This is a genomic window from Amycolatopsis sp. YIM 10 (assembly GCF_009429145.1).
Taxonomy (GTDB): Bacteria; Actinomycetota; Actinomycetes; order Mycobacteriales; family Pseudonocardiaceae; genus Amycolatopsis.
Genome location: NZ_CP045480.1, coordinates 6,414,512 through 6,440,404, shown reverse-complemented (window position 1 = coordinate 6,440,404; position 25,893 = coordinate 6,414,512). Strand labels below are relative to the sequence as shown.

Annotated in this window: 32 protein-coding genes; 19 read left to right on the top strand and 13 right to left on the bottom strand. The window is 70.9% G+C overall.

What is annotated here, in order from left to right; genetic code table 11:
• Positions 1-2: 2 nt before the first annotated feature.
• Positions 3-770 carry a MoaF C-terminal domain-containing protein gene (locus YIM_RS30405; protein ID WP_153033601.1) on the bottom strand — a complete coding sequence of 256 codons (768 nt, stop codon included), beginning with the start codon at positions 768-770 and terminating at the stop codon, positions 3-5.
• 40 nt (positions 771-810) lie between these two features.
• Positions 811-1,788, bottom strand: coding sequence for a helix-turn-helix domain-containing protein (locus YIM_RS30400; RefSeq protein ID WP_153033600.1), 978 nt, complete (start codon positions 1,786-1,788; stop codon positions 811-813).
• Positions 1,789-2,016: 228 nt separating this feature from the next.
• On the opposite strand from YIM_RS30400, the gene YIM_RS30395 reads away from it, so the two are divergent.
• The 6 genes from YIM_RS30395 to YIM_RS30370 are packed head-to-tail and all read left to right on the top strand — an operon-like array spanning position 2,017 to position 7,882.
• On the top strand, positions 2,017-3,000 hold the full coding sequence (locus YIM_RS30395) for an Lrp/AsnC family transcriptional regulator (RefSeq protein WP_228004105.1): 984 nt from the start codon (positions 2,017-2,019) through the stop codon (positions 2,998-3,000).
• Between the two features lie 40 nt (positions 3,001-3,040).
• Positions 3,041-3,937, top strand: a complete 897-nt coding sequence (locus YIM_RS30390) for a polysaccharide deacetylase (protein ID WP_153033599.1) — start codon at positions 3,041-3,043, stop codon at positions 3,935-3,937.
• Positions 3,934-5,217: an MFS transporter gene (locus YIM_RS30385; RefSeq protein WP_153033598.1), complete on the top strand. Its 1,284-nt coding sequence runs from the start codon at positions 3,934-3,936 to the stop codon at positions 5,215-5,217. The genes YIM_RS30390 and YIM_RS30385 overlap by 4 nt, the downstream gene beginning before the upstream one ends.
• A complete protein-coding gene (locus YIM_RS30380) occupies positions 5,217-5,966 on the top strand; it encodes an SDR family NAD(P)-dependent oxidoreductase (RefSeq protein WP_228004104.1) in 750 nt (249 codons plus the stop codon). Before YIM_RS30385 ends, YIM_RS30380 begins: the two co-directional genes overlap by 1 nt.
• Entirely contained in the window at positions 5,963-6,988 is a 1,026-nt protein-coding gene (locus YIM_RS30375; protein WP_153033597.1) for a ketopantoate reductase family protein, read from the top strand. The genes YIM_RS30380 and YIM_RS30375 overlap by 4 nt, the downstream gene beginning before the upstream one ends.
• Before the next feature lie 54 nt (positions 6,989-7,042).
• Positions 7,043-7,882, top strand: a complete 840-nt coding sequence (locus YIM_RS30370; RefSeq protein ID WP_194240347.1) for a hypothetical protein — start codon at positions 7,043-7,045, stop codon at positions 7,880-7,882.
• A gap of 1 nt (position 7,883) precedes the next feature.
• On the opposite strand, the gene YIM_RS30365 is transcribed toward YIM_RS30370, so the two are convergent.
• Together YIM_RS30365 and YIM_RS30360 are read right to left on the bottom strand one after the other, a co-directional pair.
• Entirely contained in the window at positions 7,884-8,162 is a 279-nt protein-coding gene (locus YIM_RS30365) for an Atu4866 domain-containing protein (protein WP_153033595.1), read from the bottom strand.
• A 67-nt stretch (positions 8,163-8,229) separates the two neighbouring features.
• Positions 8,230-8,805, bottom strand: a complete 576-nt coding sequence (locus tag YIM_RS30360) for a TetR/AcrR family transcriptional regulator (protein WP_153033594.1) — start codon at positions 8,803-8,805, stop codon at positions 8,230-8,232.
• Positions 8,806-8,863: 58 nt separating this feature from the next.
• Between YIM_RS30360 and YIM_RS30355 the strand changes: the two genes are divergently transcribed.
• Positions 8,864-9,799, top strand: a complete 936-nt coding sequence (locus YIM_RS30355; RefSeq protein WP_153033593.1) for an NAD(P)-dependent oxidoreductase — start codon at positions 8,864-8,866, stop codon at positions 9,797-9,799.
• Here YIM_RS30355 and YIM_RS30350 read toward each other — a convergent pair.
• Together YIM_RS30350 and YIM_RS30345 are read right to left on the bottom strand one after the other, a co-directional pair.
• Positions 9,732-10,019 carry a ribosomal protein L7/L12 gene (locus YIM_RS30350; RefSeq protein ID WP_153033592.1) on the bottom strand — a complete coding sequence of 96 codons (288 nt, stop codon included), beginning with the start codon at positions 10,017-10,019 and terminating at the stop codon, positions 9,732-9,734. The genes YIM_RS30355 and YIM_RS30350 overlap by 68 nt on opposite strands.
• A 10-nt stretch (positions 10,020-10,029) precedes the next feature.
• A complete protein-coding gene (locus YIM_RS30345) occupies positions 10,030-10,389 on the bottom strand; it encodes a helix-turn-helix domain-containing protein (RefSeq protein WP_153033591.1) in 360 nt (119 codons plus the stop codon).
• 99 nt (positions 10,390-10,488) lie between these two features.
• Here YIM_RS30345 and YIM_RS30340 point away from each other — a divergent pair, with 99 nt between their 5' ends.
• Complete coding sequence (locus YIM_RS30340) at positions 10,489-11,271, top strand: alpha/beta fold hydrolase (RefSeq protein WP_228004103.1); 783 nt, start codon at positions 10,489-10,491, stop codon at positions 11,269-11,271.
• Here the strand turns inward: YIM_RS30340 and YIM_RS30335 are convergent.
• Complete coding sequence (locus tag YIM_RS30335; protein ID WP_153033590.1) at positions 11,268-12,254, bottom strand: LacI family DNA-binding transcriptional regulator; 987 nt, start codon at positions 12,252-12,254, stop codon at positions 11,268-11,270. The genes YIM_RS30340 and YIM_RS30335 overlap by 4 nt on opposite strands.
• Positions 12,255-12,536: 282 nt before the next feature.
• On the opposite strand from YIM_RS30335, the gene YIM_RS30330 reads away from it, so the two are divergent.
• Genes YIM_RS30330 through YIM_RS30320 form a run of 3 tightly spaced genes read left to right on the top strand, consistent with a single transcriptional unit; the run spans position 12,537 to position 16,038 of the window.
• Positions 12,537-13,355 carry a phytanoyl-CoA dioxygenase family protein gene (locus YIM_RS30330; RefSeq protein WP_228004102.1) on the top strand — a complete coding sequence of 273 codons (819 nt, stop codon included), beginning with the start codon at positions 12,537-12,539 and terminating at the stop codon, positions 13,353-13,355.
• Positions 13,356-13,365: 10 nt separating this feature from the next.
• Positions 13,366-15,153, top strand: coding sequence for a bifunctional serine/threonine-protein kinase/glutamate ABC transporter substrate-binding protein (locus YIM_RS30325; protein WP_153033588.1), 1,788 nt, complete (start codon positions 13,366-13,368; stop codon positions 15,151-15,153).
• A gap of 9 nt (positions 15,154-15,162) precedes the next feature.
• Positions 15,163-16,038, top strand: a complete 876-nt coding sequence (locus YIM_RS30320; protein WP_153033587.1) for an NAD-dependent protein deacetylase — start codon at positions 15,163-15,165, stop codon at positions 16,036-16,038.
• Here the strand turns inward: YIM_RS30320 and YIM_RS30315 are convergent.
• Positions 16,022-16,606, bottom strand: coding sequence for a TetR/AcrR family transcriptional regulator (locus YIM_RS30315; protein WP_153033586.1), 585 nt, complete (start codon positions 16,604-16,606; stop codon positions 16,022-16,024). The genes YIM_RS30320 and YIM_RS30315 overlap by 17 nt on opposite strands.
• Before the next feature lie 74 nt (positions 16,607-16,680).
• Between YIM_RS30315 and YIM_RS30310 the strand changes: the two genes are divergently transcribed.
• From YIM_RS30310 to YIM_RS30300, 3 genes are read left to right on the top strand one after another with little or no spacing between them, the layout of a single operon-like run.
• Positions 16,681-17,604 (top strand): SDR family NAD(P)-dependent oxidoreductase, encoded by a 924-nt coding sequence (locus YIM_RS30310; RefSeq protein ID WP_153033585.1) that lies wholly within the window; start codon positions 16,681-16,683, stop codon positions 17,602-17,604.
• Positions 17,605-17,608: 4 nt separating this feature from the next.
• On the top strand, positions 17,609-18,487 hold the full coding sequence (locus YIM_RS30305) for a sigma-70 family RNA polymerase sigma factor (protein WP_153033584.1): 879 nt from the start codon (positions 17,609-17,611) through the stop codon (positions 18,485-18,487).
• Between the two features lie 34 nt (positions 18,488-18,521).
• The gene (locus YIM_RS30300; RefSeq protein ID WP_153033583.1) at positions 18,522-18,935 is read left to right on the top strand and encodes an SgcJ/EcaC family oxidoreductase; all 414 of its coding nucleotides are present in this window, start codon (positions 18,522-18,524) and stop codon (positions 18,933-18,935) included.
• A 3-nt stretch (positions 18,936-18,938) separates the two neighbouring features.
• Here the strand turns inward: YIM_RS30300 and YIM_RS30295 are convergent, their stop codons facing one another.
• Genes YIM_RS30295 through YIM_RS30285 form a run of 3 tightly spaced genes read right to left on the bottom strand, consistent with a single transcriptional unit; the run spans position 18,939 to position 20,692 of the window.
• Positions 18,939-19,079, bottom strand: a complete 141-nt coding sequence (locus tag YIM_RS30295; protein ID WP_153033582.1) for a hypothetical protein — start codon at positions 19,077-19,079, stop codon at positions 18,939-18,941.
• Between the two features lie 3 nt (positions 19,080-19,082).
• Positions 19,083-20,351 (bottom strand): hypothetical protein, encoded by a 1,269-nt coding sequence (locus YIM_RS30290; RefSeq protein ID WP_228004101.1) that lies wholly within the window; start codon positions 20,349-20,351, stop codon positions 19,083-19,085.
• The gene (locus YIM_RS30285) at positions 20,348-20,692 is read right to left on the bottom strand and encodes a hypothetical protein (protein WP_228004100.1); all 345 of its coding nucleotides are present in this window, start codon (positions 20,690-20,692) and stop codon (positions 20,348-20,350) included. Before YIM_RS30285 ends, YIM_RS30290 begins: the two co-directional genes overlap by 4 nt.
• Positions 20,693-20,798: 106 nt before the next feature.
• Between YIM_RS30285 and YIM_RS30280 the strand changes: the two genes are divergently transcribed.
• The 3 genes from YIM_RS30280 to YIM_RS30270 are packed head-to-tail and all read left to right on the top strand — an operon-like array spanning position 20,799 to position 23,454.
• Positions 20,799-22,619, top strand: coding sequence for a hypothetical protein (locus YIM_RS30280; RefSeq protein ID WP_153033581.1), 1,821 nt, complete (start codon positions 20,799-20,801; stop codon positions 22,617-22,619).
• Positions 22,620-22,622: 3 nt separating this feature from the next.
• Positions 22,623-23,078, top strand: a complete 456-nt coding sequence (locus YIM_RS30275) for a GNAT family N-acetyltransferase (protein WP_153033580.1) — start codon at positions 22,623-22,625, stop codon at positions 23,076-23,078.
• 37 nt (positions 23,079-23,115) lie between these two features.
• Entirely contained in the window at positions 23,116-23,454 is a 339-nt protein-coding gene (locus YIM_RS30270; RefSeq protein WP_153033579.1) for a DUF6191 domain-containing protein, read from the top strand.
• 70 nt (positions 23,455-23,524) lie between these two features.
• On the opposite strand, the gene YIM_RS30265 is transcribed toward YIM_RS30270, so the two are convergent.
• A complete protein-coding gene (locus YIM_RS30265; RefSeq protein ID WP_153033578.1) occupies positions 23,525-24,361 on the bottom strand; it encodes an alpha/beta hydrolase in 837 nt (278 codons plus the stop codon).
• 227 nt (positions 24,362-24,588) lie between these two features.
• On the opposite strand from YIM_RS30265, the gene YIM_RS30260 reads away from it, so the two are divergent.
• The gene (locus YIM_RS30260) at positions 24,589-24,897 is read left to right on the top strand and encodes a hypothetical protein (RefSeq protein WP_153033577.1); all 309 of its coding nucleotides are present in this window, start codon (positions 24,589-24,591) and stop codon (positions 24,895-24,897) included.
• A gap of 51 nt (positions 24,898-24,948) precedes the next feature.
• A complete protein-coding gene (locus YIM_RS30255; RefSeq protein WP_153033576.1) occupies positions 24,949-25,743 on the top strand; it encodes an alpha/beta fold hydrolase in 795 nt (264 codons plus the stop codon).
• Here YIM_RS30255 and YIM_RS30250 read toward each other — a convergent pair.
• Positions 25,738-25,881, bottom strand: a complete 144-nt coding sequence (locus YIM_RS30250; RefSeq protein ID WP_153033575.1) for a hypothetical protein — start codon at positions 25,879-25,881, stop codon at positions 25,738-25,740. The two genes, YIM_RS30255 and YIM_RS30250, sit on opposite strands and share 6 nt — an antisense overlap.
• Positions 25,882-25,893: the final 12 nt, after the last annotated feature.

The window sequence follows — 25,893 nt, the reverse complement described above, 5'->3', positions numbered from 1 at the left end:
CTTCAAACCGGTTGCGCGTCGGGATAGGCGACGGTGCCGAGCGGGTAGATGTGCCCGCCGGCCCGCGAGTGCTCGGACCGGCCGTCACCGGTCAGGCCGAGGAAGACGCCGGTGGTCCGCAGGCCGTAACCGAGGTCGTGCAGCCACACGCTGGCCACCGCGATCCGGAACTCGCGGAAGCAGAACAGGTAGAGCCCGTCGGAGAACTTCCACACCGTCGACAGGTCCATGTCGCCGTGGCCGCGCTGCACGCCTTCGAGGCACTGCCAGGCGTAGCGTTGCGAGGACACGTACACGTGCTCGTACAGGTGATCCGGGCTGTACCGGTAGAGGTTGCGCTTGCCGATCAGGTCCCGCGACGGCCCGGGTGCTTCACCGGACGGCGGTCCCGCGTCGGTGGTGGCCGAGAAGAACGTCTGCGAAACCCGGGGAACTCCTTCGACGTCCTCGGCCCCGATGACCGACCGCACGGCCAGCGCGCGATGCGTGGTCGTGGAGAAGACGACGGTGAGCGCTTCACCTTCCACGCTGGTGCGCGGGAAATTCACGAAGAAGACGTCTTCGCGCACGGCCACCGCGTCGTACGGGTCCTTGATCCCGTTGCAGGTGGCCGTTTCCGCGTCGTCGAACCGCAGCGCGAGCGTGGTGCCGTCGTCGAGCGCGACGGTCAGCTCGCGGCCGGACAGGTCCGCGTCCGGCAGGCGGTAGGTGGCTATTCCGGCGGCGAACTCGTCATAGGTGCGCCACTGTTCCTCTGGCGTTCCGGGCATGCGGTCATCGTCGAGTCGCCGGCCCGGCCAGGGCCAGCGGTCACGCGCTGGGCGGCAAGAACCGGTCGCTCACGGTCAAGCCGCGTCGTAGTTCACTCGGCGAGCAGCCGAACTCGGTCTTGAACACGCGACTGAAGTGCGGCGCGTCGACAAAGCCCCATTTGGCCGCGATGGCCGCGACCGGACGCGCGGCGTGCACGGGATCGAGCAGTTCGCGTCGGCAGTGCTCCAGGCGCCGGGTGCGGATCCAGCCGGAGACCGTGGTGCCCTGCTCGTGGAACAAGCCGTGCAGGTGCCGGGTGGAGATGTAGTGCTCGGCGGCGATCTGCGCCGGGCCGAGATCGGTGGAGGACAGGTTCGCGTCGATGTAGGCGAGCACCCGGCGCATCAGCTCGTGGTGCGGCCCGGCGGTGGCGCGCGCGAGATCCAGTTCGGTGGCGAACAGGGTGGCGAGCAGGTCCACCGCGGTGTGCGCGAGCCGGACCCCGGCCGGTCCGCCGAGCTGGTCGAGATTGGTGCCGAGCTGGGCGAGGAACGGCACCACCACGTTGCCCATGCCCCGCTTGCCGGACATGCGGACCGCGGTGAGCTGGCCGACCAGGTCGCGGGGCAGATCGATCAGCCGCTGCGGGAACATCACCACCAGCGTGCGGAAGTCCTCTTCGAACACCAGCGAGTACGGGCGGTGCGTGTCGTAGAGCGCGACGTCACCGGGACGCAGCAGAGCCTGCCGGTCGTCCTGCACCAGCAGCCCGGTCCCGGCCAGGATCAGGCTCAGCTTGTAGTAGTGCCGGTCGGCCATGGCGATCAGCTCCGGGGTGCGCTCGACCACGTGCGCCGAGGCGGTCACCTCGGACAACCGCACGTCGTCGGCGCCGCAGGAGCGGATGCGCCCGCGGAACTGGTCGCTGTGGTCGCTGGTCACCCGCAACGGGACGAACGACTGCGAGACCGCCGCGCGGAAGTCGGTGAAATCGCGGGCGACCACGGTGGTGGTCGGGTCGGCGGTGGGGGACACGGCGTCACCTCACGACATCGGGAGGACCGGAATTTCATATACGATAAGCGATACGATACGGCCCGGCAATCATCTCGCCATCGATCTCGAGATGTTACTGACGGGATCCGGCAGCGGGGTTTTCCCGCGCACGTGGGGCTGGATGAGCCTGAAACCACCGTGCTGACCAGGTAGGGTGCAGGATTCCCGCGTTGACGGGCCCGAACTCGGTACCTACCGTCTGCCCGCATGGTGATCGACGAACTGGACCGGCGCATCATCGGCGCGCTCCAGCTCAACGGCCGGGCGCCGTGGAGTGCGATCGCGCGCTGGGCCGGGGCCAGTGAGACCACCGTGCAGCGCCGGTTCGCCGCGTTGCACGAACGCGGGCTGGTGCACGTGGTCGGCGTGATCGACCTGGACCGCACCGCGGCCGGGTCCTCGATGCTGGTGCGTGTGCAGGCCAGGCCGGGCAAGGGCTGGGAACTGGCCGAGCAGCTGGCCGCCCGTCCAGAGGCGCGGTTCCTCGCCGTGGTCACCGGCTCGGCCGACCTGATCGTCGACTTCGTCGCACACGACAACGACGAACTGCTCCGGTTGCTGTTCACCGACCTGCCGGGGGCCGGCCTGATCACCGGTACCGACAGCGTCGCGGTGATCCGCACCTTCACCACCGCGCCGATGTGGGACACCGGCCTGCTGCCGCCCGAAGCCGCCGAGGACCTGCGACCCGGGCACCTGCCGCCGTACGAGCGCGACGACTGGAACACCCCGCCGCGGCGGCCGAGCGAGCTGGAACGCGCGGTCGCCGAGGAACTGGCCGCCGACGGCAGGCTCCCGGTCAGCACCATCGCCCGGCGACTGGGGCGCAGCGAGTCCAGTGCGGCCAGGGCGCTGGAGCGGCTGGTGGCCACCGGCAGCCTCCAGTTCCGCACGCTGGTCGAACCGGGACTGCTCGGCTACGCGGTGGAGTTCATGCTCTGGCTGTCGATCCACCCCGGCAAGCTCAACGAGGCGGGCCGCTGCCTGGCGCGGCATCCCGGCACCAAGTTCCTGGCCGCGTCCACCGGCCGCTTCAACCTGGTCGGCCAGATGGTGCTGCCGAGCACCGCCGACCTGTTCCGCTACACCGACGAGGTGATCGGCAGGCTGCCCGGCCTGACCGCCTCCGACGTCACCCTCCACCTTGCCACGCTCAAGCGCGCGTGGACCAGGGTCGACCGTTCCCGGTGACCCCGACACCGACCCCAGCACTGATCCCCACGGAGGAAGTATGGACCCCCAGCCATGGCAGTGGCCGGAGCAGACCTGGCGCGGTCACGTCGACGCGGTGCGCGCCGGACGGCGGCTCGTCCCGGCGGCGTGGCCCGGCGGCGCCCGCGTCGCGGTCGCGCTGTCCTTCGACTCCGATCACGAGACGATTCCGTTGCGGGACGGGGAAACCAGCCCCGGCAGGCTCGCGCAGGGCGAGTACGGCGCGCGGGTCGGCGCCGGGCGCGTGCTGGAGCTGCTCGCCGAGCACGGCCTCCCGGCCACCTTCTTCATGCCCGCGGTATCGGCGCTGCTGCACCCGGCCGAGGCGAAGGACTACGCGAGCGGTCCGCACGAAATCGGCGTGCACGGCTGGATCCACGAGCGCAACACGCTGCTGTCCGAAGCGGACGAACGCGAGCTGGTCCGCCGTTCGCTGGACACCCTCGCCGAGCTGACCGGCACGCGACCGGTCGGCATCCGCACACCGTCGTGGGACTTCTCCTCGTCCACTTTGGACATCATCAGGGAGCTGGGTTTTGCCTACGACTCCTCGCTGATGGCCGACGACGAGCCGTACGAGATCATCGCCCGAGGTGAGCCGACCGGCCTGGTGGAGATCCCGGTCGACTGGATCAGGGACGACGCGCCGTACTTCACCATGGACCGCTACGGCTCGGTGCGGCCCTACACCCGGCCGCGCGACGTGCTGGAGATCTGGACCGACGAGTTCGACGCGGCCTACCGCGCGGGCGGGGTGTTCCAGCTGACGATGCACCCGCACGTGATCGGCCACCGTTCCCGCCTGGTCGTGCTGCGCGAGCTGATCGACCACATCCGCGCCCATCGCGACGTCTGGTTCACCACGCACGCCGACCTCGCCGCCGCCGTGCGCGACATCCCGGGAGGCACGCCGTGACCACAGTGGACACCAGCGGCACGAAACTGAATGCCAGGCAGCGCAAGGCGATCGTCGCCGGAACCATCGGCAACACGGTCGAATGGGTGGACTGGGCGCTGTACTCGATCTTCGCCAAGATCATCGCGGTGGAGTTCTTCCCCGGCGGCGACGAGACGGTGGCGCTGCTGTCCACCTTGGCCGTGTTCGCCGTCGGCTTCGTGATGCGCCCGATCGGCGCGGCGGTGCTCGGTGCCTACGCCGACCGGCACGGCCGCAAGAAGGGCCTCACGCTGACCGTCGGGCTGATGGCGGGCGCGTCCTTCGTCATCGCGCTGACCCCGAGCTACGGCACGATCGGCGTGCTGGCACCGGTGATCCTGCTCCTCGCCCGGCTGTTGCAGGGCTTCTCGGCGGGTGGTGAGTTCGGTAGCTCGTCGGCCTTCCTGGTCGAGTCGGCGGCGCGGGGGCGCCGGGCCTTCGCCGGTTCGTGGCAGCAGGTGTCGGTCGGTGGCGGAGTGCTGATCGCCTCGCTGCTCGGCACCATTGCCACGTCCACTTTGGACGAGCGGGCGCTGCACGACTGGGGCTGGCGGGTGGCCTTCGTGCTCGGCGGGCTGCTCGGCCTGATCGGGCTGTGGCTGCGGATCTCGGTGGAGGAAACCGAGTCCTTCGCCAGAACCGCGGCGAGCCGCAAGGTCAATCCGCTCAAGGCGATGGTCAAGGAGCACCCGGGGGCCGCGCTGCGGGTCGCCGGCATCACCATCGCGGGCACGCTGACCTACTACATCTGGGTCAACTACCTGCCCACCTACGCCAACATCACCACCGGCATCCCGCTGTCGCAGGCACTGCTCTCGCAGACCCTGTGCCTGGTGGTCTTCGTGGTGCTGCTGCCGTTCGCCGGGCTGGTCTCGGACAAGCTCGGCCGCAAGCCGACGCTCGGGGTGTTCGCCGGTGGTTTCGTGCTGCTGTCGTGGCCGATGCTGCACCTGCTGGACAACAGCTTTCTCAGCGTGTTCCTGGTGCAGCTGACCGGGATGCTGTTCCTGCTCGGGTATTCGGCCAACTGCGCGGTGATCATGGCCGAGCAGTTCCCGCCGGAGGTGCGGGCCACCGGCATCGCGCTGCCGTACGCGCTGGCCGTGGCGTTGTTCGGCGGCACCGCGCCGTACGTGACCACCTGGCTCAACGACATCGGCCAGCGCGACCTGCTCTGGCTCTACGTCTCCGGTTCGGCGCTGATCTCGCTGGTGGTCTACCTGACCATGCCGGAGACCAAGGACAAGGAGTTCGACTGATGCACGTGCTGGTCACCGGCGCGGCCAGGGGGATCGGGCGGGCGATCGCCGAGGAGTTCACCGGCGCCACGCTCAGCCTGGCCGATCTGGACGGCTCGCTGATCCCGGCGTCGCTGGGCTTCGCGATCACCGCCGACCTGACCGAGCCGGGCGCACCGGAAGACGTGGTCGAGCGGGCGTGGCAGCACCACGGACCGGTCGACGTACTGGTGAACGCGGCGGGCCGGTACCCCTCGCTGGACATGATCGACGTGGACGCCGCCGCGTGGGACGCGCTGTTCGCGCTCAACCTCCGCGCGCCGGTGCTGGCCACGGCTGCCTTCGCGCGCCGGGCCGGGGATCGCGGTGGGTCGGTGGTGAACATTTCGTCCGGCGCCGCGCTGCGGGCCCGCCCCGGTGGCGGCCCGTACGCCAGTACGAAGGCGGCGCTGGAGATGGCCACCAGGGCGGCCGCGCTCGAACTCGGGCCGCTCGGCATCCGCGTCAACGCGGTGAGCCCCGGGTTCGTGGCCGTCGACAGCGACCGGAACCCGGTGGCGCCGGACTACGCGGCGGCGGTGTCGGGCAATCCGCTCGGCCGTCCCGGCACGCCCGCCGACATCGCCCGCGCGGTCCGCTGGATCGCCGGTGCGGACGCCTCGTGGATCACCGGGGAGGTGTTGCGGGTGGACGGCGGTTCCAGTGCCGGCGCCGCGCACCTGCCCCGGCTCTGGCCACCCGAAACCGTCCAGAAAGGACAGACAGGATGACCCGCGGCTCGTACGCGGTGGTCGGCGGTGGTGCCATCGGCGGCACCCTCGCCTTCCACCTGGCCAAGGCCGGGCACCCGGTCACCGTGGTGGACAACGACGCCGAGCACGTGGCGGCGATCCGCGACGGCGGCCTGACCATCGAACGCGGTGGGACCAGGGACCGGGTCGCGGTCGAGGCCGTCACACCACCGGAGTTCGGCGGACGGCTGGAGCGGGTGCTGCTCGCGGTGAAGGCGCAGGCGACCGAGAGCGCCGCCGACTGGATCGCGCCGAGGCTGGCCGACGACGGTTACGTGGTGTCCGTGCAGAACGGGTTCAACGAGCCGGTGCTGGCGGAGCGGATCGGCTGGCCGCGGACCGTCGCCGCGTTTGTCAACATCTTCGCCGACCGCCTCGAACCCGGTGTCATCGCCGACGGTGGCGCCGGGGCGCTGGTGATCGGCGAACCGGGCGGGCAGCCGGTATCCGCGCGGGTGTCGTCACTGGTGGCGGACCTGCGCGCGTGGGGTCCGGCGCAGGCCAGTGACAACGTCGAGGGCTTCCTGTGGGCCAAGGCGGGTTTCGGCGCGATGCTCGCCGCGACCGCACTGGCCGACGAGGCGATGGCCGACCTGATCGACCGCCACCCGTCGACCATCCGCGCGCTCGGTGAAGAGGTGTTCGATGTGGCCGCGGCGCTAGGCGTGCGGTTGGAGGCGTTCGACGCGTTCACCCCGGACGCTTTCGCACGCGGCGCCGATCCGGCGGACCGGGCGGCGGCCACCGCCAGGCTGACCGCCTGGCTGCGCACGCAACCCAAGAACCGCAGCGGGATCTGGCGGGATCTGGCCGTGCGCCGGCGCCGGGTCGAGGTCACCACGCACTACGCGACCGTGCTGTCCGAGGCAGACCGGCTGGGGCTGGCCACGCCGGTGCTGCGCGCGGTGCTGGACCAGCTCCGCGAGTTGGAGGCCGATCCCGGCACCATGGCCGAAGCACGCCTCGACCGGCTCGATCGACTCGCGGTGAGCCCGGTGTGACGTAGCGCGAACGGTGGTTGCGCCGAGTGCGGTCGCCCTGCGAAGTTGATCGCTGTGAAGCGCGGGCGCCGCCGGGCGAAGGACAGGGAATCGGGCACGCTGTCGACCAGGGTCCGCCGGATCTGGGAGGTGGTGACCACCACCCTGGCCCTGCTCACCGCGGTCTACCTGGTGCTGAACACGATCGAGCCGACCAGGATGGTGCTCGAGCGGTACGTGCTGAAGCTGAACGTGGAGGCGCTGACCGCGATCGTGGCGATCATGCTCGAAGTGGCCATCGTGGCGGTCTACCAGCTCGGCCGTCAGGTGCGCACGATGCGCGCGGAACTCGGGCCACGCCAGGACACGCAGGTGGTCGACGACGTCGGCGCCGTGATCGAGGCGGTGAAACGGCTTTCGCGGACCGGCCGCCGCCGCGAGCGCACGCTGGAGGTGCTCGGCCTGACGCTGAACACCACCTGGCCGCAGCTCGCGCCCTGGGTGACCGGGCACGACGCGCCGGCGCACTGGCGGATCACGCTGTACAGCCTGGACCCGGCGTTCGTCGAAGGCAACGGTGAGCTGCCCGACCACTGGCGCGACGAGGCGGCCCGCAGCCAGGAGCGGATCCGGGCGCTGGCCGAGGAAGAGGCCGAGGAGCTGGCGCACCGGCGGATCAGGCTCGAACTGCGCACCTACGCCTGCCTGCCGGTGGTGCACGGGTTCCGCCTCGGCAACGGGGACCTGTTCCTGGCCTACCTGCAGTGGACCGAGTCGGGCAGCATCCGGCCGTTCGAGTTCTACGAGCACATCCCGCGCGACGACACCTCACCGCGGGCCAACCGATACCGGGATCTGTTCGACAGCTGGCTCAACCGGGCCGACGCCAAGACCACGACGCCGAAGGCCGCCTAGTTCACGGACGGCCCGCGATGGCGGCCCGGTGCGCGAGACTGCCTTCGCGGTAGAACACGTACCCGCCGTGGTGCAGCACGTCGCCGTCGAACTCGCCGTCGGCGGTGAAGCCGGTGTCGTCCTGGTAGTCGATGTGCGTGCCGTTGACCTGGTAACGGCCGGTGTAGGCATTGGCCCGCCGCCCGCGTGCTTCGTCGTAGCGGCCGTCGGGCAGCAGTTGCTGGCGGATGTGGTTGTCCGCGGTGACCCACATGCCGATGTAGGGGTTCGTTGTTTCCATCACGGGATCGAGCTTCGCCCGTCGCCGGAGCGGGAACCAGGCCGCGCCATGCCTGGGTGGGCGACTCCTACCCGGCGTTCTCCAGCAGTGGTGCCAGTTCGGTGACCACGGTCGTCAGCGGGGCGACGTCCCGGCGGACGCGGGCCGCCATGATGGCGCCTTCCAGCGTGCTGATCATCAGCGTCGCCAGCCTGCGGGCCCTGCGCTTGGGCAGGTCCATTCGTTCCAGTTGCTCGGCGACCGCCAGCTCCCAGCGTTCCAGCGCGGCGCGCAGTGGTTCGACGACCGCCGAATCGCCGCCCGCGAGGTCGGCGGCGGTGGCCATCACCGGGCAGCCGCGTTCGAAGCCCCGGCGGTTGAACTCGTCCTTCCACTGCTTGGCCAGGTGCGCGAACAAGCCGGCGGGCGTGGGTTTCCGCGCCTTCGCGTACGCGGAAGCGTGCTGTGCGGCGAATTCGGCCGACCACAGCAGCGCTTCCCCGACGAGCTGGTCCTTGCCGCCGGGGAAGTAGTGCTGGAACGAACCGCGGGGCGCGCCGGCGTGCTCGACCACGTCCCGCACGCCCGTCGCGGCCACGCCTCGGGTCCGCACCAGTTGCGCCGCGCTGTAGACCATGCGCTCGCGCGGTGGCCGTCCGTCCATGACTTCCCACCCTTCATGACAGCTGTCATAGTATGACACCTGTCATAGGGAGGTCGGCATGGACACGGGTTTTCTCGGACTCGGGGTGATGGGGCAGCCGATGGCGCGCAACCTGGCGCGCGCGGGCACCCCGCTGGTGGTGTGGAACCGCACGGCCGCGCGTACCGCGCCGGTGCGCGAAGCCGGGGCGGAGGTGCTCGACAGCCCGGCCGCGGTGTTCCGCCGGGCCGAGGTGGTGTTCCTGATGCTCACCGACGGCGACGCCATCGACGCGGTGCTGCGGCGGGGCACTCCGGAGTTCGCCGCGATGGTGGCGGACCGCGTGGTGGTGCACATGGGCACCACGTCACCGGAGTACTCGCGCGGCCTCGAAGCCGACGTCCGCGCGGCCGGTGGCGCCTATGCCGAGGCGCCGGTCTCCGGTTCGCGCAAGCCCGCCGAATCGGGGCAGCTGGTGGGCATGCTCGCCGGTGACCCGGCGGCCACGGCCCGCGTGTGCCCGCTGCTGGCGCCGATGTGCCACGAGGTGGTCGACTGCGGTGCCGCGCCGAACGGCATGCTGATGAAGCTCTCGGTCAACCTGTTCCTGATCACCATGGTCACCGGGCTGGCCGAGGCGGTGCACTTCGCCGATCGTCAGGGCGTCGACCTGGCCACCCTGCTGGGCGTGCTCGACGCCGGGCCGATGGCGAGCGCGGTCTCACGGATGAAGGCGCGCAAGCTCGCCGACCGCGATTTCACCGTGCAGGCGGCGATTTCCGACGTGCGCTACAACAACGAGCTGATCGCCGCGGCCGCGCGCTCGGCGGGCATCGCCTCACCGCTGCTGGAGGTCTGCCTCGACCTGTTCCGGGAGACCGAGGCGCGGGGCCTCGGCGACACGGACATGGCGGCGGTGGTCAGCGCGATCGAACGGCGGACGGCGCTCAGAGCCGGTCCACCGCTTCCTTCGCCTCCACCAGGCCCGCTCCCGTCAGTTCCCGGTAGGCCTTGATCGCCTTGATCTTCTTGCCTTCGTCGAGCAGGGCGCGCACCTCGTCCAGTTCCGGTTCGGGCAGCGTGATGCCCTGGTCGGCCAGCACGGCGTCGAGCTTGCGCTCGATGCGCGTCAGGCGGCGGTCGAGCCGGTCGAAGCGGGTGTCGGTCGCGGTGAAGCCGATCCTGGTCGCGAGCAGCAGGACAACAACGGCCAGGAGGATCCATCCGTAGTCCACGGCAGGGACCCTAGCTCACGCGTCCGGCGGCCGTGTCGATTTCGGCCATGTGCGCCTCGGCCCACTCCCGCAGCGCGGCCAGCGGAACCTCCAGCGAGCGCCCGAGTTCGGTCAGTCCATAGTGCACTCGCGGGGGCACGGCGCCCTCGACGCGGCGGGTGACGAGCCCGTCCTCGGCCAGCGCCCGCAGGGTGACCGAGAGCATCTTCTGCGACACCCCCGGCATCCGCCGTTGCAGCTCGGAGAACCGCAGCTCCGCCGGATCGGCCTCGGCGAGCAGCTTGACCACCATCGAGGTCCACTTCGAGCCGATGCGGTCGAGCAGCCTCCTGGTCGGGCACGCGGGATCGAACAGATCGCCACGGGTCACCTCGGGCTCACCTCCTGAGCGGAAAGTGCCGTCTTGGCGGCACCACACGGGTTACCTACGGTTGCGAAGTAACCAAAGGTAACCCATGGAGGTGGACTCGTGGTCACCGAGCAGCTGGTGGACACCGGCACGACCGAACTCAACGTGGCCGTCGGCAGCACCGCCGGCCCGGCGGTGCTGGTGCTGCACGGGTGGCCGCACACCTGGCGGGTGTGGTCGAAGGTGCTGCCCGCGCTGGTGGCCGAACACCGGGTGATCGCGCCCGACCTGCGTGGTCAGGGCGGCAGCCGCCGCGAACCGGACGGCTACGAACCCGCCTCGCTCGCACGCGACCTCGCCGGTCTGCTGGACGCGCTCGGCGAGGAGTCGGCCTCGGTGGTCGCGCTCGACGCCGGGGTGCACGCGGCCCTCGCACTCGCGCTGACCGAACCGGCGCGCGTCGACCGGCTCGTGGTGATGGAGGCGCTGCTGACCGCCGAAGCGCCTCCGTGGTGGTTCGGCTTCCACGCGGTGCCCGGCCTGGCCGAACGAGTGCTGCTCGGGCGCGAAGCCGAGTACGTGGACCACTTCCTCGGCATCGGCACCGAACGTGAAGGCGCTGTGCCGCGGGACATCCGTGATGCTTTTGTCGAGGCGTACACCGGGGAGGAGTCGTTGCGCCGCGGCTTCGAGCACTACCGGCACCGGCAGCTGCCGCTTCCGCCGGGAAAGCTCACCATGCCGGTGCTGGCGATCGGCGGAAACGTGGTGGGGGAGCGGCTGTACCGGCAACTCGGCGACCTCGCCGGTGACCTCACCGGCCACCTGATCGATGCGGGCCACATCCTCCCGCTCGACGCGCCGGACGAACTGCTCGAGGTGTTGACACCATTCCTGCGCTAGCTGGTGCCGCGGATGATCAGTTCGTGCGGAGCCACGATCGCCCGTGGGGTACGGGATTCGCCGGTCAGGCAGTCGAGCGCGAGTTCGGCGATGGCGTGCTTGTCCGGTGAGATCGTGGTCAGCGCGGGAACGCTGAACCGGCCGTCCTCGATGTCGTCGAAGCCGACGAGCGCGAGGTCCTCCGGCACCGCGACACCGCGATCGGCGGCCGCCCGCAACGCGCCGAGCGCGAGTTCGTCGGTGAAGCAGAACACCGCGTCCGGCGGCTCGGCGAGGTCGAGCAGGCCGTGCATGGCGCGGTGCCCGTCGGCGCGGTGCAGCGTCTCGACCGCCACCTCCAGTTCGGGCACCGGAGTGCGTCCGGCGGCGGCCAGCGCTTCCCGGTACCCGCGCAGGCGGCGCCGGGCGGTCGCGTTCGCCACCTGCGGCTGCACCCCGAGTGCGGCCACCCGGCGGCGGCCGGACGCGAGCAGGTGCGCGGTCGCGGTGTGGGCGGCGGCGACGTTGTCGATGGCGACGTGGTCGAAAGCCGCCGTGCTGTCGTGCTCGCCGAGCAGCACCAGCGGAACGGGGTCGGTGCGCGCGGCCAGTTCCTCGGGGGAGACCGCCCACGGGTTGAACAGCACGCCGTCGACCAGTTGCGAGCGCTGCCCGTGCAGCAGCCGGCGCTCGCGCTCGGCGTCACCGTCGGTCTGGTCGATCAGCACGGTCAGCCCGCGTGCTTCGGCGATGCGCACCGTGCGGGCGGCCAGCTCGGCGAAGTACGGCGAGTCGACCTCGGGAATGACCAGCGCCACCAGCCCGGTCCGGCCGCGCCGCAGCGAGCGCGCGGCCATGTTGGGCCGGTAACCGAGTTCGTCGATGCTGGCCTGCACACGGGCCCTGGTGTCGTCGGCGACGTAGCGGAAGCCGTTGACCACGTTGGACACCGTGCGCACCGAGACGCCGGCGTGCTCGGCCACTTCCCGCAGGCTCGCGCCCATCCCACCTCCCGGATCAACCAGTGTTCGAAAGTGTTTTGCGTGGCGGTGCGGGTGGCGGGTTCTCAGGCGTCTTCTCGCTCCGGGAGCTCCACCTCATGAATACCAATTCACCACGGGTGAAGCTGTCCTCGCGAGAAGGCGCCTGAGAACCCGCCGCGGTGCCGGTTGACGGCCCACAGCAAGCGGCTCCGCCGCTTCAAAAACACTACTGGACGCCCAGACTACCTCTTGCAACGTTGCATGCCACGTTGCAAACTGGGCGACACACCGAAGGAGGTCCCGATGGACGAAGCTGAGCTGGCGGCCGTCACCGCCCGGATCGAGCGGGACGGCATCGCCGGTCTTCCCGGCGCGTTCGAGCGCGAGTGGGTGGCGCGACTGGGCGAGGACGTGGACGCCGCCTTCACCGAGGCGCTGGCCCGCGAGGGCGGGGCGGTCGGCCGCGGCCCGAACCGCTACTACGTGGAGATCCACCCCGAGCAGCTGCGCGGGTTCACCGAACTGGTCACGCACCCGTGGATCGACGCGGTGTGCGCGGCGGTGCTCGGCCCGGACTACCAGATCGTCGAGGTCGGCTTCGACGTGCCGCTGGCCGGCGCGGTCGACCAGCCGTGGCACCGGGACTTCCCGATGCCCGCGGAAACCCGCGACACCGGCAGGCTCACCTCGCTCGCCATCAACGTGACCACTGTGGACACCGAGCCGGACATGGGGCCGTTCGAGATCGCGCCCGGCACGCACCGGGAACCGGGCGAGGACTTCGAGCACGGCATGTTCCCGCCCGAGACCGAATATCCGCGCTACCGCTCGCTGGCGACCCGCAAGTACCCGAAGATGGGCGACATCTCCATCCGCTCCGCGCTCACCATCCACCGGGGCACGGCGAACGCGTCGCGGAAGTCGCGGCCGGTGCTGGTACTGGGCGTCGACGCGCCGGGCGCGGGGAACGACGAACGCCACGACACCGCGGTGACCCGGGACTTCTGGGAAACCCTGCCGGACTCGCTGAAGCGGCACCTGCACTGCCCGGTGGTCGGCGTCCTGCGGCCGATCACGCAGAAACACACCATCGAAGGCCTGGTGATGGGCGCTTCCGGGTAAGTTCTCCGGTATGCCAGAAGACCTCTCGGTGGCCGGCCGCTACCGTCTCGGCCGCAGCCTCGGCGAGGGCGGTATGGGGGTGGTCTGGCGCGCTCACGACGAACTGCTCGACCGCGAGGTCGCGCTGAAGGAACTGCGGCACACCAGCGCTTTCGACCCGGCCGACCCGGATCCGGCCTACCGCCGGATGCTGCGCGAGGCGATGGCGGCCGCGCAGTTGCGGCACCCCGGCATCATCACCGTGCACGACGTGGTGATCGACCGCGACCGCCCGTGGATCGTGATGGAGCTGGTCGAGGGCCCGTCGGTGGCGCAGCTGGTGGCCGAGCGCGGGCCGCTGCCCGAGTGGCAGGCCGCGGCGATCGGCCGCCAGGTCGCGCAGGCGCTGGCCGCCGCGCACGCGCGGGGCATCGTGCACCGGGACGTCAAGCCGGCGAACATCCTGCTCGACGGCGACCGGGCGGTGCTCACCGACTTCGGCATCGCGGCGATGTCCGGCGCCACCGCGCTCACCGGCACCGGGAACCTGATCGGCTCACCGGAGTTCATGGCGCCCGAACGCGTCAACGGCCACCCGGCCGGGCCGCCGAGCGACCTGTGGTCCCTCGGCGTGATGCTGTACTTCGCGGTCTCCGGCCGGTCGCCGTTCACCGGTGAGGACCTCCATGGCGCGCTGGCCGCGGTGCTGACCAGGGAACCGGTGCCGCTGCCGCAGGTTCCGTCGCTGTGGCCGGTGATCGCCGCGCTGCTGCGCAAGAACCCGGCCGAACGCCCGCCGGGCGCGCAGGCGATCGCGATGCTCGGCGGCCCGCCGGTCGCACAGCCGGTCCAGCCGGGTGCGCCGCCGGGTCCTCCGGTGGCGACGCCCGCGAAGGCGTCTCGCCGGATGCGGCTGGCGATCATCGGTGTGGTGGTGTTCGTCGTGCTGGCCGCGGGCGGGGTGATCTGGTGGCAGACCAGTGGTGAGCAGTCCCAGGCGCAGACCCCGCCGACCTCGGAATCGTCGAAGCCGCAGTCCTCGGCGCCGGTGGTCGAGGTCGACGGATCGCCGACGGTGGACCGGATCCAGGCCCGTGGCACGGTGATCATCGGGGTGAAGAGCGATCAGCCCGGGCTCGGCATGCAGAACCCGGCCGACGGCACCCGCTCCGGCTTCGACATCGAGATCGCGCGGATCGTGGCGGCCGGTCTCGGCCTCGACGACAACCGGATCGTCTACCAGAACGTCGCCGCCGCCGAGCGCGAGATCGCGCTCGGCAACGGGACCGTGGACCTCTACGTCGGCACGTACGCGATCACCGACAAGCGCAAGGAGCAGGTGGGTTTCGCCGGTCCGTACCTCACCAGTGGCCAGTCGCTGCTCGTGCGCCGCGACGCAACCACCATCACCGGCAAGGATTCCCTGCGGGGTAAGAAGGTCTGCTCGGTGGTCGGGTCCTCGCCACTGCTGCGGATCGAGCAGCTGGGCCTGACCGAACCGGAGAACTTGGTCGGCCTGCCCAGCTACGCCGACTGCGTGAACCGGCTGTCCAGCGGTGAAGTCGACGCGGTGACCACCGACGACGCCATTCTCAAGGGCTACGCCGCCGCCGAGCCGTCGGAGCTGAAGGTGGTCGGGGAGCCGTTCGACGAGGTCGCCTACGGCATCGGCCTGGCACGGGACGACAAGCCGTTGCGGGACAAGGTGAACGATCTGCTCCAGGCCGCACTGGACGATGGCCGGTGGCAGAGCGCCTACGACCGCACGCTCGGCCCGTCCGGTTCGCCGGCAACGCGCCCGGTCCTCGACCGGTACTAAAGTGGGATCATGCGCACCCGACCGACGCTGAGCTGGGCGTTCACCGGCGAACCGCCGCCGCGCACCACCAGCTTGGACGAGGTCGCCGAGTGCGTGGCCCGCGGTGGCGCGCTCGTGCTGAGCGGAGCCGGGCTGTCCACCGAGTCCGGTATTCCCGACTACCGCGGCGCGGGCGGCAGCCTGCGCCGCCACACCCCGATGACCTTCGACGAGTTCACCGGCAGCGTCGAGGGGCGGCGCCGCTACTGGGCCCGCAGCCATCTCGGCTGGCGCACCATCGCCCGCGCCCACCCGAACGACGGCCACCGCGCGGTCGCCGAGTTGCAGGAACGCGGCCACTTCTCCGGGATCATCACGCAGAACGTCGACGGGCTGCACCAGGCCGCGGGCGCGCGGGACGTGGTCGAACTGCACGGCAGCCTGGACCGGGTGATCTGCCTGGACTGCCGCCGCACCAGCCCGCGCGAGGAACTGGACCGGCGGCTACGGGCGGCCAACCCGGAATTCGGCGGCGAGGCCACGCGGATCAACCCGGACGGCGACGTGGAGCTGGCCGAGGAAGACGTCCGCGGATTCCAGCTCGTCGACTGCGCGGACTGCGCGACCGGAGTGCTCAAGCCGGACGTGGTCTTCTTCGGCGAGAACGTGCCCAAACCGCGGGTGGAGCGCTGCTACCGGATGGTCGACGCGGCCACGGCGCTGGTGGTGCTGGGGTCCTCGCTGACGGTCATGTCCGGCCTGCGGTTCGTCCGGTACGCGGCCAAGGCGGGCAAGCCGGTGCACATCGTCAACCTCGGCCGGACGCGCGGCGACCAGTACTCGACGGTGCGCGTCGACCTCCCGCTCGGCCAGGCACTCACCGAACTGCTCACCCGGCTCGGCTGAACTCCGGCCATCCGCGCTCCAGGTGGGCGAACGCGGTGCGCAGCGCGGCTCGCGGATCGGGTTCGAGGCTGGCCAGGTCGGGGATCTCCAGCACGTAGCGCGCGAGCACCCGCACGGACAGATCGCCGGGGTCCCGGCCGGATTCCTCCGCGATGACCGCCGCCAGCGTGCTTTCGCTGCCGGTCCACAGCTTCCGCGCGTAGGCACGCAACGCGGGCGTGGCGACGACCAGTTCGGTCCGGCTGCGGTAGGCCGGATCGGGGTCGGGGTCGAACGGGCCCCGCCGGGCCAGGAAGTCGTGCAGCGCCCGCAGGATCGACACTCCTTCGGCGCGCTCGCGCACCGCCGCGGTCAGCGCCGCCGCGCGCTCCTCTCCGTCGCCGAGGACCAGTGCCTCCTTGCCGCCGGGGTAGTGGGCGAAGAGCGTGGTCACCGCGGTGTCCGCGGCTTCGGCGATCTGGGCGACGGTCACCTTGTCGTAGCCGCGCTCGAGGAACAGCCGGAGTGCCGCGTCGGCCAGCGCCTGCCGGGTGGCCGCCTTCTTGCGTTCGCGCCGGGAGGTGGTCATGCGGTGAGCTTATCGTAGTGAGTACAAAACCGTAGTCATTGCGACTTCGTAGTCGCTGTGGTTTTCTCGGTGGCATGGACAAGACCTTCCTGATCACCGGCGGCAACGCGGGGATCGGTTACTTCGTCGCCGAGCGGCTGGCCGGCACCGGCGCCACCGTGGTGCTCGGCAGCCGCGACCCGGCGAAGGCGACGGCCGCGATGACGGCCATCCGCGCGCGGGTGCCCGGTGCCCGTGTCCGGCACCTCCAGCTCGACCTGGCCGACCTGCCGTCGCTCGAAGCGGTGGCGGGCGAGCGGTTCGACGCGGTGGTCTGCAACGCCGGAGTCCTGCTCGACGGGCCGGAGCGCCGCGAGACCGGGGACGGTCACGAGCTGATGTTCGGCACCAACCACCTCGGGCACTTTGCCCTGGTCCGCTGGTTGCTGCCGTCGATGCCCGAGGACGGGCGGGTGGTCACCACCGGCAGCTTCACCGCGAAGTCGGTCGAGCCGGACTTCGACGATCTGCAGAGCACCCGCGACTACCGGGCCAAGCGCACGTACTCGCGGTCGAAGCTGGCCCAGATGCTGTTCGGCTTCGAACTCGACCGTCGTCTGCGCGCGGCGGGCAGCGGGGTGCGGAGCGTGGTGTGCCATCCCGGCGGCGCGCTCGACTCGCTGACCCCGTCGCGGCCGCCGGTCCGCGTGCGCTCCACCGGGGAGCGGCTCCGCGGCCTGCCCGCCGGGCTGCTGTTGCAGGGCAAGCACGCCGGTGCCCGCACCGCCGTCCACGCGGTGCTGGACCCGGCCGTGTCCGGCGGTGACCTGTGGGGACCGCGGATGTTCGGCCTGCGTGGCGCGCCCGTGCGGGAGGAGGTGCGCGGGGTGCTGGCCGATCGCGAGGCGGCGGCTCGGCTGTGGGCGGCCGGCGTCGAACTGGCCGGTGTGGAGCCGCTCTGTCACATCGGCTTGACTCACGGGGTCATCTCGATGACGAACCGCGAGGAAGGACTGTGACCCGGTGGAATCCGTAGACGAGCGCGACCGGCTGGCGGCGGAGTTCGAACAGCACCGCCCCCGGTTGCGCGGGGTGGCCTACCGGATGCTCGGCTCGCTCGCCGAAGCCGACGACGCCGTGCAGGAGGCGTGGCTGCGGCTCAACCGCACCGGTGGCGAGGAGATCGACAACCTGGCCGCGTGGCTCACCACCGTGGTCGCGCGGATCTGCCTGAACCTGTTGCGCTCGCGGGAGAACCGGCGTGAGGAACCGCTCGACGGGGTGGACGCGGGCGCGAGTGCCGCCGATCCGGCCGAGGAAGCGGCGCTGGCCGATTCGGTGGGGGTGGCCCTGCTCGTCGTGCTCGACCTGCTCAGCCCGGCCGAACGCCTCGCCTTTGTGCTGCACGACCTGTTCGCGGTGCCGTTCGACGAGATCGGCACCCTGCTCGACAAATCTCCCGCCGCGGCGAGGCAGCTCGCCAGCCGCGCCCGGCGGCGGGTGAAGGGCGCCGGAGCGGCACCCGCCGACCACGGCCGCCGCCGCGAGGTGGTGCACGCCTTCCTGGCCGCGTCCAGGGGCGGCGACTTCGGCGCGCTGGTCGCGTTGCTCGATCCGGACGTGGTGCTGCGCGCCGACGCCGAAGCCGGGCCGACCAGGGCACCGATGGTGCTGCGAGGTGCGGCGCAGGTGGGCAAGGGCGCGATCGCCGCGGGCTCGGCACGCGCGGCGTTCTCCGGACCGGCGCTGGTCAACGGTTCGCCAGGGGTGGTGCTGGCCCCGTACGGGAAGCTGTTCCTGGTGCTGTCGTTCACCGTCGAGAACGGCCTGATCACCGGGATCGACATCATCGCCGAGCCGGAACGCCTGCGCGGGGTGGAGGTCGCGGTACTCGAGGATTGACCTCCAGCGGACTGGAGGGTGCAGGCTCAGTGACATGGAAGGCCGAGAAAGCAACGAAAGCACGGAAATCAGGGCGATCGAGCGAGTGGTCGCCGCGGTGGAGCACGCGCAGGCGAACGAACTCGTCGACGAGTTCGTCAGCCTCTTCCGCCCCGACGCCATCTGGACCACGGGCGCCGGCAAGCGGTTGCTCGGCCGGGACGAGATCGCGGCCTTCACCCGGCAGGTGCTGCCAGGGGGCATGACCGGGCTCAAGTGCACCCTGGAGGTGGTGCACGTGCTGTTCATCCGGCCGGACGTGGCCGCGGTGAAGGTGCGCCAGCTCTACACGAACACCGACGGGGTGCCGCGGGAGGACGAGGGCGAGGGCACCCCGCTGTTCGTCATGTCCAAAGAGGAGGGACAGTGGCGGCTGGCCGCCTGCCAGAACACCGGAGTGGCGGCGTAGGGATCACTCGTCGTGCTCGTCGTCCTCCTCCGGGGGCGGGGCCTGCCGCCGGGCGAGTACGACGAGCAGCACGATGATCGCCACCGGTCCGGCGAACAGCATGATCTCGTCCCAGCCGCCCTGGTGCGCCAGCACGCCGTGCACCGCTCACGCTCCTGACACCAGGTAGATGCCGATGGCGGTGTACCCCACCATCAGGGCCAGCACCGGGTACTGGCCCGCCTTGACATAGTGCGCCCGCAGCACCACGAGCGCACGGTCGTGCGCCGAGACCACCCCGAGCACGTGCCCGAGCACGATCCCGGCGATCTGCACCGCGGCGATGACCGCGGGCGAAAGCACCGTGTAGTCCACAGTGCGCAGCAAGCCCTGCTGGCCTTCGAACACGGCGAAGGAGAAGTAGTGCGCGATGGTGTAGCCGACCATGATCGGCACCAGTGAGTGCGCGAACGCGCGGTACGGCTCGGTGCCCTTGCGCAGGAACGGCCGCGTCAGCCGCACCGCGCCGGTGTACGCGCCGGCGATCAGCGCGATCGCCAGTGCCAGCCCGGCGGTGCCGGTCAGCATCGCGGCCGCGGGGCCCAGTTCGCGGGTGTTGTCCGTCCACAGTGGAAGCCTGGTCAGCCCGTCGAAGGCGGTGGCGCCGAGCACCACCAGGATGAACGGGGTCAGCCCGGCCGAGCGGTCCAGGGTGAGCAGGCCGTCGAGCGGGTTCCGTCGCACCAGCCTGCCGTCGGCACGCCTGCCGACCGGGGCCAGCGCGGCGATCAGTCCGAAGTAGACCTCGAAGGTGTCGCCACGGTCGAACCACGACGGCCCGTACCGCACCCCGCCAACGACCTGCGCGAGCAGGTAGGCGGTGAGGAAAACGGCGACCGCGAGCGGGGCGTCGGAATGCGGGAAGACCAGCTCCAGCCACAGGAACGCGAGCATGCCCGCGATCGCGGGCCGGTAACCGAGCCGGTCCGGCAGCGGGCGCGTGACGCGCAGCGCGGGCAGGGCCAGGCACGCCGCCGCGGCGATCGTGCGGGCCGGGTTGACCAGCCGCCACACCGGACCCAACAGCAGCGACACCGCGACCAGGCCCACCCAGAACCACGCGTAGAACCAGGCCGGAGCGGGATTGTCCGCACTGTCCCCACCGGACCACGCGGTGACCAGCACGACCACCACCGCGACCACGCCGAACACGCGCAGCGCGGCACGGGTGACGGTCGAGTCGGCCACGCGCTCGACGAACCCCGGCAGCGGCCGGCCGGCCTGTTCCCCTTGTAGTCGCGGGGTTTTCCACAGCGCGGTCAGCGCGAAGAACGAGATGACCACCGCCGCGGCACCGGCGTAGAGCGCGAGCCACAACGGCACCGGCAGGTCGGACCGCCCGGCGAGCCCGTGCGCCAGGAACACTTCGCCGGTCACCGCACCCGCAGCTGGGTCAGCGGCCCGGTCTCGTGCATCTCGACCTCGAACACGCCCGGCACGTCGGCGGTGAAGGTCAGCGACGCCGGGGCGCCGGGGTCGCACGGGGCTGCCTTGTCGTAACCGTGGACGTGGAGTTCGTCGGTGGCGTCGCAGGTGACCTCGATGGTCACCGCGGTGCCGGTGGTGGCGTCGATCCGGTCCGGACCCTCGGTGCGGGCGCCGCCGGTGACCGCGAACCGGTGCGTTTCACCGTCCCGGGTGGTCTCTCCCTTCCCGGAACCGCAGGCCGTCATGCAGAGCACCGCCAGAACCGCCACACTGCGAACACGCCAGCTCACAACACTTCCTTCCGCCCGGCTCGACTTTACGTGTAACCAACGGTAACATGCTATCTCCAGTAACCGTTACTCGAGGTAACACGTAACTTCCCGGAAGGGTCCATCAGTGAATCTCGCGCAACCGACCAGTCCGCCAGCCGGTGGTGCCGAGCTCGGTCAGATCGCCATCGCCGGACTGATGTTCTTTGTCGTGTTCCTGCCGCTCGCGGTGTTTGTGCTGCGCGAGCGGGCGGGCAAGCGCACCGCCGCCGGGCGGCTGGCGGACTGGGCGGCCACGCGGTCCGGCCTGCCGCGCTGGGCCGCGCTGCCGATGTTCCTCGCCGGGCTGTCCGGGCTCTCCGCGCTGATCGGCGTGTACTGGGACGTGCCGATCCACATGGAACTGGGCCGTGACGAAGGCCCGCTGGCCAACCCGTCGCACTACCCGATCTACTTCGGACTGATGGGCATCTTCGCCAGCGGTGTGCTCAGTGCCGGGCTGGCGAAGGGCAAGCTGCCCGCGCGCACGTTCCCGATCGGCCCGCACTGGCGGGTGCCGATGGGCAGCGTGCAGATGATGGCCACCGGCCTGGTCGGCGTGGCCGGGTTCCCGCTGGACGACGTGTGGCACCGGCTGTTCGGCCAGGACGTCACCGAATGGGGCCCCACCCACGTGCTGATGATCGGCGGCGGCATCGGCGTGGTGATCGGCCTGCAGCTGCTGCTCGCCGAAGCGCGCCAGGTCGGCGCGAGCGGGCCGCTGGTCCGGCTGCTCGGCCCGCTGCTCGCCGGCGCGTGGATGATGGGGGCCTCGGCGTTCCTGATGGAGTTCGACCTCGGGGTGCCGCAGTTCCCGATGCTCGCCCAGGTGGTGCTGGTCGGCCTGATCGGCGGCTGGACCCTGCTCTACGGGCGGCTCGCCTGGGGGCCGGGCGGCACGCTGATCGTGCTCGCGGTGTTCCTGGTGACGCGTGCGTTGTTCTCGATCATCCCGGCCGTGGACGACCTGCACGTGGCGTCGCTGCTGCCGTACGTCGCCGAAGCCGTGGTCATCGAGGTGGTCGCGCTGCTGGCCGGCCGGGCGGGTGCGCACCGGCTCGCGCTGCTGGCCGGGATCGGCGCGGGCACCGTCGGCATGCTCGGCGAGTGGGCCTTCTCCCAGTGGCTGATGCCGAACCCGTGGCCCGCGGCGCACCTGCCGCTGTTCCTCGGCTTCGGGGTGTTCGCCTCGATCGCGGGCTGCCTGATCGGCGCCTGGCAGTACCAGCAGGCGGAGAGCATCGCCGCGCCGGACGGCCCGGCCCCCGGCACGCCGGAGCGGCGGGTGCGGCACGTCGCCGGGCTGGCCGGTGCGCTCGGGGCGGTCGCGCTGATGGCGGTTGTCGTGGTGCCGCAGGACCCACCGGACGGGCTGACCGCGGAGGTCGCGCTGAGCGAGTCGAGCACCGGGCTGCCGGTGTCGGCCCCGCACGGCGGCGGCGAACCGCGCTGGGTGCACGCCACGGTCACCATCAGTGATCCCGGGCTGGCCTCGGACGCGATCTGGCTGAACGGCTTTTCCTGGCAGGGCGGTGACTTCTTCTCGAAGCCGCTGGAGCAGGTCGGCGATGGCGTCTACCGCACGGCCGAACCGCTGCCGGTCTACGGCGCGTGGAAGAGCGGATTCCGGCTGCACACCGCGAACCGCATGCTGGCGCTGGCGCCGGTCTACGCGCCGGACGACCCGGCCGCCGGCGCGCCGGCGATCGAAGCGGTCTCCGGTTCGCGCCCGTTCATGTCGGAGATCGAGTTCCTGCAACGCGAACGCAAGAGCGAGACGCCCGCCGTGCTGTGGACGGTCGCCTACGTGGTGGTGGGCCTCATCTTCGGCGGCATGTGGATCCTGTTCGGCGGGCTGTACACCGCCAGTGCCGGTGTCCGCCCGAGCCGGGCCCGGTCTACCGTCTAGGGCATGAAGATCGTTGTCGATGACCTGTCCGGGCCGGAGATCGCCGAGTTCCTCGCCGAGCACCTCGAGCAGATGCGCTCGCTCTCACCGCTGGAGAGCAAGCACGCGCTGGACCTCGACGACCTCCGGAAGCCGGACGTCACCTTCTGGTCGGTGCTCGACGGCACCGAACTGGTCGGCTGCGGTGCGCTCAAGGCGCTCGACACCGAGCACGCGGAACTGAAGTCGATGCGCACAAGCACGGCGCGCAAGCGCGGCGGGATCGCCTCGTTCCTGCTGGAGCACGTCCTCGCCGAGGCGCGGCGGATGCGGTTCACCCGGATCAGCCTGGAAACCGGCTCCGCCGAGTTCTTCCGCCCGGCGCGGCGGCTGTACGAGAAGTTCGGCTTCACCTACTGCGAGCCCTTCGCCGACTACCGGCCGGATCCGCACAGCGTCTTCATGACCAGGACGCTCTGACGGGAACTCGCCGGGCGCGGCGGCGGTTGTCCGGGGCATGGGACCCGGAGTGCTCTTCGCGCTGTCCATTCCCGGCCTGGTCTGCCTGCTGGTGCTGCTGGCGGCGGTGGAGCGGTTCGGCCGCTGGGCGGGCGACCGCGGCCTGCTGCCGTGGCGCCGCCGTCGCCGGGCCGCCGGTGGGGCGCCGCTGACCGCGACCGGCGTCGACGAACTGCACGCCTTCTTCTCCGGCTCGCGCCGGGCGGAGCTGGACGAGCGGAAGTCGCAGTCCCTGATGCGCGAGGAGGAAGGTGACAACGCCCCGCCGCGCAGCCGGATCGACCTGGACCGGGGCGTCGCCGACCTCGTCCTGCCGCCGCCGCGCCGGCGCGACTGACGCCGTGAATGCGCCTTGCACGGCCGATTCCACCGTGGAAGCCACATTCACGGCACCGGGGCGTGGCGGATCAGCCGAGGTTCTTCTGCCGCACGTCCCATTCGGTGGCGCACAGGCCGCAGCCGGGGCCGGTGAACTGCGCGCCACTGGCCTGGTCGCCCTTGAGCTGCCACTTCAGCCAGTGCCCGCCGACCCGGCCGAACTCGCCGCCGTTCGGCTGGTCGAAGGTGCCGAAGTGGCCGACGTCCAGATTGCCCATGAACGCGGGCAGCCCGGCGGGCAGCCGTCCCCAGTCGTCCATCGCGTTCGGGTAGGCGATGTCGCTGGGACCGCCGATGAAGTAGGCGATCGGCGCGTGCAGCCGTTGCAGCAGGTGGTTCTGGCTGTCGCTGAGCAGGCCGCTGTTCCACAGCACGGTGGTGGTGATCCGCGGGTCGTCGGCCACCTCGTAGGTCTCGATGCCGCCGCAGGACTGGCCCATCACCGCCACCTTGGTGGTGTCGATCCGGTTGCGGTACTTGCTGCCGATGCGGGAGTTCTCTTCGATGGCCCAGTCGATCGACTCGGTCAGCATGCTGGAGTCGGTCTGGCCGAAGCCGCCCGGCCTGCCGTTCGCGATCACCAGGAAGCCGTGCGAGGCCCATTCGGTGAGGATGTTCTCGAACCAGGTGCCGTCCGCGCGGCAGGCACCGTTGCCCCAGGCCACGATCGGCAGCTTCACGCCGGTGGGCAGGGTGTTCGGGCGGTAGATGGTGTGGTCGGGCAACCGGAAGCTGGTCTCGTACCCGGCCGAGTAGGGGCCGGAGCCACCCAGCGCGGACGGCGGCGGGGCGGCGCCCGCGGTGGCGGGAGCGAGCAGGGCGGTGGCCGTGGCGAGAACGGCGAGCAGAGCTGTGCGCAGTCGCATGGTCTTCTCCGTGGTCGGGGGAGTGCGGCCGGGCCGAATTGTGTCGGCCGGGGTCCGCTCCCGGCCAGCGAAACGGCCGGGGACCGGTGAAATTGCCGATGACCGCGGCGGTTTGGTGTCCTCTGTGGACGATCAGGTCGAGTTCGCCGTCATGGTGGGGAAACCCGACGCCGAGCGGTACCGAAGCCTGCCGCACCCGTGACCCGGTGAGGGTTTAGCCTCGGCCCATGTCGAGTGAGCAGGCCGTGATCGTGACCTATGCGCTGCCCGTCGAAGGCTTTCCCGGTCCGGTGGAGCTGAATCGGGTGTCGCAGCTCGAACGGGAGCTGGAAGAGGCAACCGGGCGAGGTGACCTCGGTGAACTGGACGGGCACGAATACGGCGGCGGTCAGGTGCAGCTGTTCCTGTACGGCCAGGACGCACGACGGCTGTTCACCGCGATCGAGCCGCTCTTGCGTGGTTTTCCCTACGGCCCCGGGCGTGCGGTGGTCCGGCTGGGGGAGCCGGGGGCGTCGGAGTTCGTCGTGGAGCTTTGACCGGGTGGGCCTTTCACCACGAAAGACCAAGATCGTGGCACGATCGCTCGTATGGGTGAGCTGCCGACGGTTTCAGTAACGGTGAACGGCCACGAGGTGCGGTACTTCGATTCCGGCGGTGACGGTCCGCCGATACTCCTGGGCCACGGGTACTTCCTCGACCGCACGGTCTTCGCCCCGCAGGTGGAGGTGCTTGCGCCTCGATACCGCGTCATCTGCTGGGACGCCCCGGCGCACGGTGAGTCCCCCGGCCGCGGTGAACCCCTGACCTACTGGGACCTCGCCCGCGACCTGCTCGCCCTGATGGACCATCTGGACCTGCCCCAGGCGGTGGTCGGCGGCATCTCCCAGGGCGGGTTCATCGCGCTGCGCGTCGCCCTGCTCGCACCCGAGCGCGTCAGGGCGCTCGTGCTGATGGACACCGAAGCGACGCCGTGCGCCGAGGCCGATCGGGCTGGGTACGAGGGCATGTTCGCCGCACTCCGCGAAGCCGGGCCGGTCGACGAACTCCTGGTGCCGTTGTCCGCGCAGCTTCTGGGCGACGGACCGCACGCGGCCGGCTGGCGGCAGCGCTGGCGGCAACGGGAACTGCCGCTGGGCACCACCGTGCGCTGCCTGCTCGACCGCGACGACGTGTCGGACCGGCTCGCCGAGATCACCTGCCCGGCGTTGCTGATCTGGGGTTCCGAGGACGTCTCGCTGCCGCGCGACCGGATGGACCTGCTCGCGGACAGGCTGCCGAAGGCCGGCGAGGTCCAGGTGATCACCGGCGCCGCGCACACCCCGGCGCTGACCCACCCGGACCAGGTGAATCCGCTGCTGGAGCGGTTCCTCGAGGAGCTATGACTCCTTGTCCGTGTCGAACCAGCCGGTGTCGCGCGGGGTGAGCGTGGCGACGGCTTCGTCGTGCATTTCGGCGATGGCGCTCAGTGCTTCCTGCGCCTGCTTCGCCAGCCACGTGTCGTCGTGCGTGTCTGTCTCCATCTCGGTTCCTTC